The organism is Novosphingobium hassiacum (assembly GCF_014196055.1).
Classification (GTDB): Bacteria; Pseudomonadota; Alphaproteobacteria; order Sphingomonadales; family Sphingomonadaceae; genus Novosphingobium; species Novosphingobium hassiacum.
Genome location: NZ_JACICY010000002.1, coordinates 287,334 through 300,645 on the forward strand (window position 1 = coordinate 287,334; position 13,312 = coordinate 300,645).

Genomic DNA, 13,312 nt, shown 5'->3' on the forward strand with positions numbered 1-13,312 from the left:
CATCGGCCTAGCGCGACTTGCGCTTGCGCTCAATCATTGCGCGGGCCGACATCGCGATGTCCTGTGCGCGCAGCCAGTCGGGCGTGCCCTTGGGCAGCGCGGATTCGGCGGCCTCGGCACTGCGCACCGCTTCGGGAAGCTGCATGTTCATCAGTTGCTGTTCGGCGCTGGCCAGCCGGGCGCGGGGAATATCGCCCTTGGCTTCGTAAACCACGCCAAGCTGGTACCAGGTGAACGGGTTCTCCTTGTCGCGCACGATCGCCGCGCGCAGCACCTTTTCGGCTTCGGCGAAGTTTTCGGGCTTCTCGGTCGCGATCAGGGCATGGCCGAAAGTCGTGGCGATCAGCGGCTCGTTGTTGGTCTCGGCCGTTGCCTTGCGAAGCGGTTCGAGCGCTTCGGCAGGACGTCCGGATTCGAGCAGGATTTGCCCTTCTAGCTCGAGGAAATAGGGGTTTGCCGGATCCTGTGCGATCAGGGCCTTGGTCTCGTCCAGCGCCTTGTCGGCAAACGCCTCTTTGTGAAACGCGTAGGCGCGGGCATAGCGGGCAGGGGTGTCGGTCAGGTATTCTGGATAAGCGCGCAGCGTGTCGGCGGGTTCTGCCAGATAGCCATAGAGCTTGGCTTTCACCCGCAGGAAGCGGGCCTGCAGATCGGCAGGCGGCGGCGTGTTCCAAGCCGGATCATGTTCGTAGGTATCCTGCAGCGTGGTCAGGCGATCCGAGGTCATCGGGTGCGAACTGTAGAACTCTGCGTCCGGGTTCCCTCGGGCGTTGTAGCCGTAGCGGAATTCCTGGTTCTGCAGCTTTTTGAAGAAGTCGATCGATCCGCGTCCCGAAATACCCGCCTTGGACAGGAATGTCGCGCCGGCAGCATCCGCCGAAGATTCCTGCGCGCGGCTGAACGCAAGGAACTTGCCCATCGCGGCCTGCTGCCCGGCCATGAACACGCCCAGCGCGGCATCCGCCGAACCCGCCGCTGCCGCCAGCCCGCCGAGCAGAAGGCTGAGCACGGTGATCCCGGTCGCTGCCTTGGCGCCCTCGTCGAAGCGGATAACGTGGCCACCGGTGATGTGGCCAAGCTCGTGCGCGATCACGCCTTGCAGTTCATTGACGTTGTCAGCGGCACCGATCAGGCCCGAGTGGATGTAGATTGCCTGCCCGCCTGCGACGAAAGCGTTGATCGAGCCGTCGTTGAGCAGCACCAGTTCCACCGCACCGGGATTGAACCCGGCGGCCTTGAAGATCGGCGCGGCGGCATCGCGGAACAGCGCTTCAGTTTCGGCATCGCGCAGCACCGATTGGGCAGCGGCTGGCTGAACGCACAGCGCCAGCGCGGCCAGGATCGTCGCAATGCGCGCAAGGATTGAGGGGCGTCTGGTCACGGGGGTTGGACTATCGACCCCCGGCATGAACCGCAACTGAAGGCGCGGTGACGTTTGCCAGAAATGGCAGGACTGCATCTATTGCACGGGAATCACGCGAGAATGGGCGCGCGAACTGCATGATGATGCCCTCATGCGTGACTCCTTCCAGCAGGATCGGTGTCGTGGGCACGCCAAGTGCGGTCAGTCGCTGGGCAAGAGCTTTGGAGTTGCGGGGCTTGACGCGGGTGTCTGCGTCACCGGTCACCAACAGGAGCGGCGGGGCGTCCGCCCTGGCGAAAGTGATCGGCTGGGTTGCCGCAGGATCGGGGGCCTGGCCGAAGCTGTCGATCGTCGCGTCGGTATCGAACGGGAGGAAATCGAACGGGCCTGCCAGCGACACGGTCCCCCGGATCACGCCGTCATCAAGGCCGACGCCGGCCAGCCACTGGCGGTCGAGTGTGAGCATCACCGCATTGTAGGCCCCTGCCGAATGCCCCATCAGCGCCATCCGCGTCGGATCGCCGCCAAACTTCGCAGCGTTGTCGTGGACCCAGCGCAGCGCAGCGGCGCCGTCTTCGAGCATGGCGGGAAAGCGCGCCTGCGGGTAGAGTCGATAACCTGGCATCACGACCGCATAGCCTTGCGCGCACAACGTTCGAGCGATGAAGCGGTAATCGTGCGGATCGCCGGTCGCCCAGCTGCCACCATGGATAAACACGACGATCGGCAGCGCCCCCTTCGCGCCCTGCGGCACGAACATTTCGAGCTTCTGCGCCGGGTCCTTGCCGTAGTGCACATCGGCGACGAGGCGGATCGCACCATCGCCGCCGTGGAGCAGCTTGTCGGTGCCGTCGAGGACGGCAACTGCGTTGGTCGCCAGTGCATGACGCACGGTGAACACTGCCAGCACGCCGAGCAGGACCAGCGTAACCGCCGTCCAGCCGATCCAACCCATGCGCAACCTGCCCTTGCCCGTCCGTGCCATACAGCAGGGCTAGCAGGGGCGGCGGCTGGCGGGAAGTGCGGGTTATCCGATCAGGTGGCGCGCCGCGCGTTCGAACAGCACGGCGTCTTCGGCAACTTCGCCGACAGCCACGATGTCACCGTTTTCAAGACGACGGACCATGACCAGTGCGAATTCGGCGGTGGGCGCGATGTCGGACATCTTGCGCGAAGGCAGTGCGCGCAGGCGTTCGGCCATCGCCGCGGGGCCGCGCTTGGCCAGGGCCTTGCCTGCCTCTTCGCGACGCAAGTTGCGTTCGGTATTGACCACGCCCTTGAGCCCGCCCGGCGCGCCTGAGAGGTAAGCGCCAAGGCCACCGCGTGCGACGCCGATGCGCTGGGCGTGAGTGAGCGCCGTGGCATATTCGGTCAGGCGGGTCTTGTCGTAGTCGGCGCCGAACACGAGCTTGACCACGGGCGTCATCGGCGCGCGTTCCTGCACGGTCAGTCCGGCATCTTCGAGCAGTTCGGCAAAGTCCTCGGGTTCGGCTTGCGCGGCAAGCGCGAAGTCCCATGCCCGGCCAATCGCGGCGTAAAGCGCGCTGCGGGTGCGGTCCTCGCTCGAATTGGCGATGCGCGCCAATTCGCGTGCGGAGTCCAGCCAGTCGGCCAGTGCTTCGGGCTCTGCTTCGACAGGGGCCGGGGCGACCGCAAAGATATCGTCGTCGAGCCCGAATGCGGGTTCGGGGAAGGTAGCTGTATCGAGCGAGGCCGGACCATCGGCCCAGGCATCGGTCGCCTCGATCAGCGGACGGCGCGTCTGACCCTTGGCTGCCGCAGTGTCGAGCGCCTGCCCGATTTCGAGCAGCAATTCGTCGGTCGTCGCCTGGTCGGCAAGCTCCTTCCAGTTGATCACGCCCATGATGTAGTCGATTTCCGACCCATCGGAGGAGAACGGCAGGAGAATGCCGCGATAGAGGATCGTGCGGCCGTGCAGGTTGACGAATTCGGCCTCGAAGCCGATCGGCGCCTGATTGGCGATGATCTGCATGTAATGGTCGGTAATGCGCGACAGCAGCGACCGGCCCGGAACATGACTCAGCCGTTCGATCGAAGCTTGCGTACCGCATTCGTCGGCCAGCTTGTCGCCGACGAAGGTAATCGCGGGGTCCTCGATGCCTTCGTCGAAGTGCAGCAATACGGCGTTTTCGGCAAAGTCGGGGTAGGCGCCGTCGAGCAGCGTCTTGACCGGCGGGAACGCATTGTTGCCAAGCAGGCCCGCCCAGTAGTTGTAGGCGCGAACCTGCATGCGGCGCTCATCCTGACCGACAGAGGGAGGCGGCTCGCTGGCGACCTCGTCCTCATATCCCGACAGGTCGAGTTCTGTCTCGTCGCTGTCCCGATCAATTCCGCGTAAAGTATCCATCACGTCCACCAGATCCCCATGTCCGGGATCGGGTCTGGCGCAACTTTGTAAAAATCGTCTTAAGTTGCGCCAGTGTTGGGCGCCGTTCTGCCACGCGCGGCTATCGCCGATGCCTTTGCAAGCAAGGTCCGGGCTTGGGCAAGGTGCAGAAGTTCCACCATTTTCCCATTTATGCGCAGGGCACCCTTGCCGGTGTTGGCCGGGACGGCGAAGGCTGCGACAATTCCCTCCGCTTCGGTGATATCATCCTCGGTAGGGGCAAAAACAGCATTGCAGATTGCAAGTTGCGCGGGGTGGATCAGCGTCTTCCCGTCGAACCCCGAATCGCGCGCCTGCACGCATTCGGCCTCGAGCCGCGCGGTATCCTCGATAGCGTTGCAGACCCCGTCGAGGATAACCAGGCCATGCGCCCGCCCCGCGAGCACGGCCATGGTCAGCACCGGCACGAATGCCCCACGCCCGGGCAGTTGCGCTATGCCTGAATCCTTGGCCAGATCGTTGAGCCCCAGCACGAAGCCCTTGAGCCGCGTGGTCGCCGCGCAGGCGGCGATGCGTTCAAGCGCTAGGACGGCGCGCGGTGTTTCGATCATCACCCACAGCGCGACTTCGGGCGCATAGCCTGCAGCGTCCATCGCCTGCGACAGGGCACCGATGTCGGCGGCGTCCTCGACCTTGGGCGCGAGGATCGCCTCGACCGGAGCGCTGGCCAATGCCGCCAGATCGTCGTTGCCCCACGGCGTCGAAAGTCCGTTGATCCGCGCGATCAGACGACGATAGCCGAAGCCGCCAAGTTGGGTTTCGGCCAGAAGTGCAGCGCGCGCATCGGCCTTGGCTTCGGGCGCCACTGCGTCTTCAAGATCGAGCGCCACGGCATCGCAATCGAGCGTCCGTGCCTTGGCCATCGCGCGCGCATTGCTGGCGGGCATGTAAAGGACTGAGCGCAAGGGGCGGTCGGCGGTGTTCACGTGCGTTTCTCCGGTATGACATCGAGTCGGCCTTCCTCGCGGGTCGGCATCGGGGCAAAGAAGTGCAGTGACAGCGTCAGGGTCAGCCATAGCGCCGCACCATGCAATGCGGTGGGCAGGCTGGTAAGGTCAGCGACCGTTCCCCAGGCCCACGCACCAAGCGCCATGCCGCCGAATGTCACCGCCTGATAGATCGAGAGACAGCGACCGAGAATGTCCTCCGGGCTGCGCAATTGCATCGCGACGTTGAGGCTGGTCATTGCGCCAGCCCAGCCCATCCCGCCCAGAAATGATGCGCAAATGGCCAGCGCGATGCTGTTTGCCGAGGCCATCAGCATCAGCGCCACGATGAAGATCCCGGCTGCTGCGGTTACCACCGCCTCGCTGCCGAAACGCCGCCTGACCTTGGCCACCCAGATCGCTGTGACGATCGAGCCGATGCCAAACCCGCCCAGCATCAGTCCGTAATCGAGTTCGCTCCCGCGCAGCATGTCGCGCGCGATGCTTGGCACCAGCGCCTGCAATCCGGCAGCGCCGATGCCCATGCACAAACCACGCACCAGCACTTTGCGGATCGGCGATGAGCCCGCACAAAAGCGCAGTCCCCGGCCGATCGCGGCCATCATCGGTTCGCGCATCGGCGGCAGTGATTCAGGCCGCCACCGGGCCAACACCACGATCATGCCGAGATAGCTCACGGCGTTCAGTCCGAACGCGAGCGTAGGGCTCCACAGCGAGATCAGGATGCCGCCCAGAGCCGGTCCCACGCTGCGTGCCAGATTGAATGAAATGGCGTTCAGGGAAATAGCCTGCGGCAAATCGGCGGCCGCGACCTGCAGCCTGACCGAGGCCTGCCACGCCGGCCCGTTCAGCGCGGTGCCCATGCCGACCATCAGGGTCAAGGTAAGCAGCGACCATGGCCCGATGTCGCCGTTGAATGACAGCACTGCCAGCACTGCCGATACGACCAGCATCCCGCACTGCGCGGCAAGCATCACTCGGCGGCGGTCGTAATTGTCCGCGATCGCGCCTGCGAAGACCCCGAGCAGAAGGATCGGGATCGTCGCCGATGCCTGGACCAGCGCGATCAGCACATGCGACGTGGTCAGCTCGGTCATCAGCCAGGCAGCGCCTACCGACTGGATCATCGAGCCGACATTCGAAAACAGGTTCGCGGTCCAGATCGCACGGAACGCGGGGTACTTGAACGGAGCCAGCGTGGTTCCGCCAGAACGGGGAATCGGCTCGATCGGCACTAGAGGTAGCGTACTTTCATGGTCATGTGGACGGGCTTGCCCGCTGTTACGTCAAAGGCGGCGGCATCGAACTTGGGCGCCGACATCCTGACCGGGGCGTCGCGCGAAAAGCCGAAGCCTTCTCTGGGCAGGAACAGCGACATATCCATCTTCTTGTTGCCGTTTTCGTCGTGCAGCAGAACGATCGCATAGCGGCCCGGCGCGACATCGCGCAGAGTCACTTCGTCTGCATCGGACGCCTTGATCGCGGCTACCCGACGGTCGGGGTCGGCGTCGCAGCCGCGCGGAAACACCTTCGGCTTGGCGGTCATGCACAAGTATACCGTGCCGACCTTGTTGCGCAGGCCGCTGACATCGATGGTGATCGTCGAGGTGACCGGCGCGTTGCCGAGCAGGAGCAGTGGCAGGACGAAAAGCAGGCGCGTCATGGGGCGGAAAGTCCCTTGTCTGTGCCACAAAGCCGATCCCAGAAACGGAAGTACAGGCCGTAATTGCAGCGATAGTGTTCGTGATGGCGATTATGATGGCTCGCGGTTATCACCCAGCCCCCTGCTCGCCCATGAACGAGTCCGCGCGGAAACATTTCCCAGCCCATGTGGTTGGTCACGCCCATCACGGTCATCACCAGCAGGACAAGCCCCAACATCGCGATATGGATCGGGATGACGAACACCAGCGCCGGGATCAGCAGCGATACGATAGCCGCCTCGACCGGATGAAAGTTCATCGCCGCCCACGCGGTTGGCGGTCGGCTGGCATGGTGGATGGCATGGATGCGCTTGAACACCGCGGGCCGGTGCATCCAGCGGTGGGTCCAGTAGAACCACGCGTCGTGGATCACGAGATAGGCGAGCAATGACAGCGGCATCCACCACAGCGGGTAGGCGTTCGGCTCGCTGTAGATGCGCGTCCAGCCATGCTGTTGCCAGCCCCACGCGACCACCCCCGCAGGCACGCCGTAGATCGCCGCCGTAGCGAGACTCCAGCCGATTTCGGAGCGGATTTGCCTGTCGAGCCCGGCATAATGCCCCGGTCGCACTTTATGAGTCGCCCAGGCAAACAGCCCGCTGGTCAGCAGATAGCGCACTGCCACGATCACGGTCATGGCCAAGGCAGATGCGACGACGCTGTTCATCGCGGCGCTATGCCAAGGATTGCGGAAAAGGGACAGCCCTGCGTTGGGCAACGCTCCGTCATTCCCGCGCCATCAGATTTCGTCATTCCCGCGAAGGCGGGAAACTAGAGCGACGTCCGATTGGATCCCCGCCTGCGCGGGGATGACGAAAGGAGGAGCAATGGCGCGAAGGAGGAGCAATGGCGCAAAGGAAGGTAATGGCGCGAAGGAGGAGTAATGGCGCACAGGTCAGCCGATCCGAATTGCCACCATTCCCAAACCACTCGTCATTCCCGCGAAGGCGGGAAACCAGTACGACCTTTCGATGCAGCGCGACTTTTCGCCGACAACCTACTTGCTGGCGTCGGGACGCAACGGCACCTTATACATCGGAGTAACGTCCAACCTGATGGCACGCATCCACCAGCATCGCGAAGGGGCGTTCGCGGGGTTCACGGCTCAGTATAACGTGAAATTGCTGGTTTGGCTCGAGCAACACGCAACGATGGAACATGCCATCGTGCGTGAAAAGCGGCTCAAGAAATGGAACCGCGACTGGAAACTGCGCCTGATCGAGCAGGACAATCCAGAGTGGCGCGATCTCGCCGAAGATTTCGGCTTCCCGCCACTCGGATAGAGCTTCGCGCATTTTTGCTGGCTGGGTCCCCGCCTGCGCGGGGATGACGAAATTAAAGTGGTATGACCTAACTTCGTCATTCCCGCGAAGGCGGGGATCCAGTGCGACGCCTGAGCATCGCACTGGCACCGATCAGCTTGCGCGACGAACCTTGTTGCGGTGCGCGCCCACGCCGGGAGCGCCGCCGCCGCCACGCGGGCGGAACGTGCGGGGCTTGTCGCCGCCGGTCCCGTCAGTCAGCGGGGTCCGGACCGGACCACGATCGTTTGCACGTTCGCCGTCACGCTGTTCCTGGCGCGGGCTGACGTCGCGCGGGCGACCGTCACGTCCCTGCGCGCGGCCACCGTGGCTCTGGCCACCGTTTCCGCGTGCCTGACCATTTCCGCCACGGCCACCGTTGCCGCGCTGGGCACGGGCGTCATGGCGGGCATCGCGCTGTTCTTCTTCCGGCTTGCGGCTGGGAGCAGGCAGCTTCGAGGCTTCGGACAGGAAGTTTTCAGGCAGCGGCATCGCATCGATCTTGAGGCGCGTCAGCTTTTCGATGTCCTTGAGGTACGGCTTTTCATCAGGCGCACAGAAGCTCATCGCAATGCCATCGGCACCTGCACGCGCCGTGCGGCCGATGCGGTGGACGTACTGTTCAGGCACGTTGGGCAGTTCGAAGTTGAACACGTGGGAAACGCCCGAAACGTCGATCCCGCGCGCGGCGATGTCGGTTGCGACCAGCACCGGGCACGAACCCTGGCGGAACGCTTCCAGGGCAGCAGTGCGCTGGGCCTGGCTCTTGTTGCCGTGGATGGCGCGCGCTTCGATCCCGGCCGAAGTCAGGTGGCGCACGACGCGGTCCGCGCCATGCTTGGTGCGAGTAAACACCAGCGCGCGATCCATTTCCTTGGACGCGAGCAGGGTGCGAATCCGCAGCGTCAGCAAAGCCTGCTTTTCGGCCTGATTGACGAACGTGACGAACTGTTCGACGCGCTCTGCCGTGGTCGAGTTCGGGGCGACTTCGACGCGCACCGGGTTGACGATGAACTGCTTGCCCAGATCCTCGATCGCCTTTGGCATCGTGGCCGAGAAGAACAGGCTCTGGCGCGTCTTGGGCAGCAGGTTCGCCACGCGCTTGAGCGCATGGATGAAGCCGAGGTCCATCATCTGGTCGGCTTCGTCGAGCACGAAGATCTCGGTGCGGCTGAGCGTCAGCGCGCGCTGGTCGATCAGGTCGAGCAGGCGGCCCGGCGTTGCCACCAGAATGTCGATGCCCGGCACAAGGCGACGTGCCTGCTTGCCGACGGGGACGCCGCCGAACACGCAAGCGACCGAAATGCGCAAGTACTTGGCGTAACCCTCGATGTTCTCGGCAATCTGAGCAGCCAGTTCGCGCGTCGGCGAAAGGATCAGCATCCGGCACGAAGCGGGCTTGCGCTCGATCGGGTTGGCGGCAAGGCGGTGCAGCGAAGGCAGCGCGAACGCGGCGGTCTTGCCGGTGCCGGTCTGCGCGATGCCGAGCAGGTCGCGGCCTTCGAGCAGCGCCGGAATGGCCTGCTGCTGGATCGGCGTCGGGTCGGAATAACCCTTGGCTTCGAGCGCGCGCAGAATGGGTTCGGCAAGGCCGAGGTCGGAGAAAAATGACATGGAAATGCTTTCATAGGCACGTCTGGCAAAGGCCGACGTGCGGGTTTGGTTCGCTGTGCGCACCAACCTGGAATCAGGAGACGCGCGGGGTCGATCGTGCGACCCATGCGTGATAGGGGAAGCGGGCGGGGCAAAGAACCGTTCGTCCGGGGCAGGATTTGCGCAGCGAATGCGAAATCTCACGCCAGCACCCGGATTGCAGCGGATGTCCGCCGCCGGTCTTGCTGCGGCGCACATAGGCGCGGATGCGCGGAATGGCAAGGAAATTCGCGGAAAAGGCGTTGCCAGCGCCGGTTACCCCCGCCAACGTGCCGGACAGAGGAGTGCTCCATGCGCGCGATGTTCGGAATTCTGGCAGGTCTGGCGATGGCCTCGGGCAGCGCCGAGGCGGCCCCGTCGGCAATCGACGCAAAGATGATCGCGACGGTCGACGCCGAACAGGCGCGCACGCTCGATTTCCTCGAAACGATGGTCAATCAGAACTCCGGCAGTCGCAACCTGGACGGCGTACGCAAGGTCCGCGACATCGTCATCCCGCAGTTCACCGCGCTCGGCTTTGTCCCGCGCTGGATCCCGATGGAGCAAACTGGGCGCGCAGGGCACCTCGTGCTCACCCACAAGGGCAATGTCCGCGACCGCAAACTGCTGCTGATCGGCCATCTTGACACCGTGTTCGAACCCGATTCACCGTTCCAGAAATACGTGCGCGAAGGTGATCTGGCCAAGGGCCCGGGCGTCGGCGATGACAAGGGCGGCATCGCGGTGATCGTGGCGGCCCTGCGCGCGATGCAAGCTGCGGGCACGCTCAAGACCGCCAACATCGTGGTTTTCCTGACCGGCGACGAAGAAGAGGCAGGCGATCCGGTCGATGTCGCGCGTGCCGATCTGGTCGCCGCCGCCAAGGCCGCCGACGTCGCGCTCGATTTCGAAGGCCTCAGCCGCGAGAACGGCAATGATATGGGTTCGATCGCACGGCGTTCCTCGCAAAGCTGGACGTTGACGATCGCGGCAAAGTCCGGCCACTCGAGCAGCGTCTGGGCACCCGCCGTCGGCGATGGCGCGATCACTGCGGCGGCCCGCATCGTCACCGCCTTTCGCGATGAACTGCCCGAGCCGTACCTGACGCTGAACGTCGGGCTGATTGCAGGCGGGGCGCAGGCTGCGGTTGCCGACACCAATGCCAATGTGTCGGCGCAGGGCAAGACCAACATTATCGCAGGGCAAGCCGTCGCGCGGGGCGATCTGCGCACGCTTAGCCCGCAGCAGAACGCCGCTGCGATGCGCAAGATGGAGGCGATCGTCGCGCGGCCCTATGCGGGCGTGACATCTGCAAAGATCGATTTCGGCGAAGGCTATCCGCCGATGGCACCGACCGCCGGAAACAAGGCGCTGCTCGCGCGCCTCAACGCGGTCAATGCCACGCTCGGCCTGCCCGCGATGGAACCGCTCGACCCGATGAAGCGCGGCGCGGGCGACATCAGCTTTGTCGCCGCCGATATCGACGGCCTGGTCGGCCTGGGGCCGCATTCGACCGGCGACCATTCGCCTGCCGAAGCAGTCGATGTGCCCAGCATCTGGACGCAGGCCAAACGTGCCGCACTGCTGATGAGCAAGCTGGCGGCCGAACCGGCTCCCGGCCCGCGATGACTGAACCCGAAATCGCCAGCCCGTGCACCGGCGTGTGCACTATCGATGCCGCGCGCCGGCTCTGCATCGGCTGCGCGCGCACGCTCGATGAAATTGCGGCATGGCCTGAAGCAAGTATCGAGCAAAAACAGACGATCATCGCGCAAATCACCCATCGCCGCTTGCAGGCTTGAACCGACACAGGTAACAAGCCAGCCACGTCACTTGGGGAGTAGCCACCGCGTCCGCGCGGTCCCATCCATCGCAACGATGGCGCGTCAACATACTTGGCTTAGCGGCCATGGCGCAGGCGGCGGGGTTCAAGCCCTGTCGGGTGAGACCAATGACGGCAGCTTTTCGTCCGGGCCGGACGGGAAGGCTTGCCGTCGTTGGCCTGTTTCCCGTCCGGCCCCGGAACACGTTTCATGCTCGAAGCCTTCACCACCTCGACCGCCATCGTCGCGCTCGCCGAGATCGGCGACAAGACGCAACTGCTCGCCATCGTGCTCGCCACGCGCTTCAAGAAGCCCTTGCCGATCGTGCTCGGCATCCTTGGGGCAACGGTTGCGAACCACTTTCTTGCTGCCTTGCTTGGCGCAACCGCTGCCGCGTTCCTCGACGGCACCTGGTTCCGCTTTGCCGTCGCCATCGGCTTTGTCGCGATGGGCCTGTGGACGCTGGTGCCCGATAAGCTGGACGATGACGACGCGCCAAAGCCATCGCGATACGGCCCATTCCTGACGACGCTGGTCGCATTCTTCATCGTCGAGATGGGCGACAAGACCCAGATCGCCACGATCGCATTGGGCGCGCGTTTCAATGACGCGCTTGCAGTGACCGCCGGGACCACGCTCGGCATGATGCTCGCCAACGTGCCCGCAGTGTACTTCGGCCAGGCACTGATCAAGCGCGTGCCACTCGATGTGGTGCGGATGATCGCGGCCGCGCTCCTGGTAGCGACGGGCGTGTGGCTGTTCCTCCAGACGCTCGGCATCTGGTAAGACTTTACGCGTTCGTCGTTTGTTCCTAGGTTGGGCCGATGCGCGAATCAGACTTGATCGAAACCGTCATCGAACGCGAATCCCGCGCCGTCGCGCGCGGGATTTGCCGCCTGTTCGCGCGTAACGATATCTGGTGCCTGCCCGAAATGCCGCTGCGTTCGAACCGTCGTGCCGATCTGATGGGCATCGACGCCAAGGGGCAGGTGATCATCGTCGAGATCAAGGTTTCACGCGCCGACCTGCTCGGCGATGCCAAATGGACCGATTATCTCGATCATTGCGACCGGTTCTACTGGGGGCTTGCCGCACACCTGGATCGCAGCGTGCTCGAAACCGAAGACTTTTTGCCCCACGCCTGCGGGGTCATCGTTGCCGATGGCTATGACGCCGAAATCCTTCGGCCCGCGCCAACGGTTCCGCTGGCCGCAGCGCGGCGCAAGGCCGAGGTCGAGCGGCTGGCGCGCTGTTCGCTTCGGCGGCAGCTCGTCGGGATCGATCCGCATTGCGCCGCCTGGGGCGGTTGACGCAGTGATCAGGCGCGGCGCTTGATGCCAAGCGGCGGGATCAGCGTGAGCAGGGCTGCGCGTGTCGTGACGAATTCCTGCCATAGCGCGAGGGCTGCCGGCACGGGCGAGATGCCACGCGCCGAAACCGCCAGAAGCGCCGCGAGGCCCGGCTCCATGAACGCGGCCAGATCATCGACACCCTGCTTGGCCAGTTCATAGCGCCAACCGCCGGTATCGCGCATCATTGCGGGGAAGTTGCGGATCTCGGGCTTGCGCATTTCAGGCTGGAGACCCGCCAGCGTGCAGACGACTCCCGCCGCATCCTGCAAGGCCGACCATGTCATCGACATGGCGTTGCCCGTGGCATGCCCGAACTCCGCCCGTCCGGTTCCGGGCAAGCCCGAAGCAAGCGAAGACAGCGGCGAATCACGGCCGGATGATTTGGGCATCTGCATGAGTCGCAGCTGTAATGGCGCCTCACCTACCAAATCGCTAAAACGCGCGGCAGCACCTCGCGCAGGCGACAAAATCGCTGGCAACCGCTCCGCGCCGCTGCTAGGTGCCGCTTCGGCGCAGGCACCCGTAGCTCAGCTGGATAGAGTACTGCCCTCCGAAGGCAGGGGTCACAGGTTCGAATCCTGTCGGGTGCACCACTTCCCAATTTTCATTCAGGACTGCCCGTATTTTTGATCGGGAAGGCTTCCGCTGAGCCTAAGCCGCTGCGCTAGCTGATGCCGCGCTCGGCTACCATCCGCCAAGTCCCGGATGCGCGCCGCGACGTTGGCGGCGGCTACAAGGTTGTTGTTTCCCGCGGGCAGCGGATTGGTCGGGTGTCATCCGGCCT

The 13,312-nt window shown here is 64.3% G+C and carries 14 protein-coding genes and 1 tRNA gene; 6 read left to right on the forward strand and 9 right to left on the reverse strand.

All coding sequences use genetic code 11. From position 1 onward, the window contains the following. Positions 1 to 7: 7 nt before the first annotated feature. The 7 genes from GGQ88_RS06080 to GGQ88_RS06110 form a co-directional block, all read right to left on the reverse strand. Entirely contained in the window at positions 8 to 1,408 is a 1,401-nt protein-coding gene (locus tag GGQ88_RS06080) for a M48 family metalloprotease (RefSeq protein ID WP_183612231.1), read from the reverse strand. Continuing rightward, positions 1,392 to 2,318 carry an alpha/beta hydrolase gene (locus GGQ88_RS06085; RefSeq protein ID WP_183612232.1) on the reverse strand — a complete coding sequence of 309 codons (927 nt, stop codon included), beginning with the start codon at positions 2,316 to 2,318 and terminating at the stop codon, positions 1,392 to 1,394. Before GGQ88_RS06085 ends, GGQ88_RS06080 begins: the two co-directional genes overlap by 17 nt. A 72-nt stretch (positions 2,319 to 2,390) precedes the next feature. Then, positions 2,391 to 3,731: a PAS domain-containing protein gene (locus GGQ88_RS06090; protein WP_183612472.1), complete on the reverse strand. Its 1,341-nt coding sequence runs from the start codon at positions 3,729 to 3,731 to the stop codon at positions 2,391 to 2,393. 59 nt (positions 3,732 to 3,790) lie between these two features. Then, positions 3,791 to 4,696 carry an HpcH/HpaI aldolase/citrate lyase family protein gene (locus GGQ88_RS06095; RefSeq protein ID WP_343057109.1) on the reverse strand — a complete coding sequence of 302 codons (906 nt, stop codon included), beginning with the start codon at positions 4,694 to 4,696 and terminating at the stop codon, positions 3,791 to 3,793. After that, positions 4,693 to 5,952 carry an MFS transporter gene (locus tag GGQ88_RS06100; RefSeq protein WP_343057110.1) on the reverse strand — a complete coding sequence of 420 codons (1,260 nt, stop codon included), beginning with the start codon at positions 5,950 to 5,952 and terminating at the stop codon, positions 4,693 to 4,695. The genes GGQ88_RS06095 and GGQ88_RS06100 overlap by 4 nt, the downstream gene beginning before the upstream one ends. Beyond that, the gene (locus tag GGQ88_RS06105) at positions 5,952 to 6,380 is read right to left on the reverse strand and encodes a DUF2141 domain-containing protein (protein WP_183612234.1); all 429 of its coding nucleotides are present in this window, start codon (positions 6,378 to 6,380) and stop codon (positions 5,952 to 5,954) included. Before GGQ88_RS06105 ends, GGQ88_RS06100 begins: the two co-directional genes overlap by 1 nt. Then, on the reverse strand, positions 6,377 to 7,087 hold the full coding sequence (locus tag GGQ88_RS06110) for a sterol desaturase family protein (protein WP_183612235.1): 711 nt from the start codon (positions 7,085 to 7,087) through the stop codon (positions 6,377 to 6,379). The genes GGQ88_RS06105 and GGQ88_RS06110 overlap by 4 nt, the downstream gene beginning before the upstream one ends. A gap of 304 nt (positions 7,088 to 7,391) precedes the next feature. Here GGQ88_RS06110 and GGQ88_RS06115 point away from each other — a divergent pair, with 304 nt between their 5' ends. Next, positions 7,392 to 7,703, forward strand: coding sequence for a GIY-YIG nuclease family protein (locus tag GGQ88_RS06115; protein ID WP_183612236.1), 312 nt, complete (start codon positions 7,392 to 7,394; stop codon positions 7,701 to 7,703). A 132-nt stretch (positions 7,704 to 7,835) separates the two neighbouring features. Here GGQ88_RS06115 and GGQ88_RS06120 read toward each other — a convergent pair whose 3' ends face one another. After that, positions 7,836 to 9,335 carry a DEAD/DEAH box helicase gene (locus tag GGQ88_RS06120; RefSeq protein WP_183612237.1) on the reverse strand — a complete coding sequence of 500 codons (1,500 nt, stop codon included), beginning with the start codon at positions 9,333 to 9,335 and terminating at the stop codon, positions 7,836 to 7,838. 330 nt (positions 9,336 to 9,665) lie between these two features. On the opposite strand from GGQ88_RS06120, the gene GGQ88_RS06125 reads away from it, so the two are divergent. The 4 genes from GGQ88_RS06125 to GGQ88_RS06140 all read left to right on the forward strand — a co-directional run bounded on the left by GGQ88_RS06125 (position 9,666) and on the right by GGQ88_RS06140 (position 12,486). After that, entirely contained in the window at positions 9,666 to 10,982 is a 1,317-nt protein-coding gene (locus GGQ88_RS06125; protein WP_183612238.1) for a M20/M25/M40 family metallo-hydrolase, read from the forward strand. Further along, positions 10,979 to 11,155 (forward strand): DUF1289 domain-containing protein, encoded by a 177-nt coding sequence (locus GGQ88_RS06130; protein ID WP_183612239.1) that lies wholly within the window; start codon positions 10,979 to 10,981, stop codon positions 11,153 to 11,155. The genes GGQ88_RS06125 and GGQ88_RS06130 overlap by 4 nt, the downstream gene beginning before the upstream one ends. Before the next feature lie 231 nt (positions 11,156 to 11,386). Continuing rightward, a complete protein-coding gene (locus tag GGQ88_RS06135; protein ID WP_183612240.1) occupies positions 11,387 to 11,962 on the forward strand; it encodes a TMEM165/GDT1 family protein in 576 nt (191 codons plus the stop codon). Positions 11,963 to 12,000: 38 nt separating this feature from the next. Then, entirely contained in the window at positions 12,001 to 12,486 is a 486-nt protein-coding gene (locus tag GGQ88_RS06140; protein ID WP_183612241.1) for an MmcB family DNA repair protein, read from the forward strand. A gap of 8 nt (positions 12,487 to 12,494) precedes the next feature. Here the strand turns inward: GGQ88_RS06140 and GGQ88_RS06145 are convergent, their stop codons facing one another. Beyond that, positions 12,495 to 12,917, reverse strand: coding sequence for a hypothetical protein (locus GGQ88_RS06145; protein WP_246385568.1), 423 nt, complete (start codon positions 12,915 to 12,917; stop codon positions 12,495 to 12,497). 127 nt (positions 12,918 to 13,044) lie between these two features. Between GGQ88_RS06145 and GGQ88_RS06150 the strand changes: the two genes are divergently transcribed. Continuing rightward, a tRNA-Arg gene (locus tag GGQ88_RS06150) sits at positions 13,045 to 13,121 on the forward strand. Positions 13,122 to 13,312 lie beyond the last annotated feature (191 nt).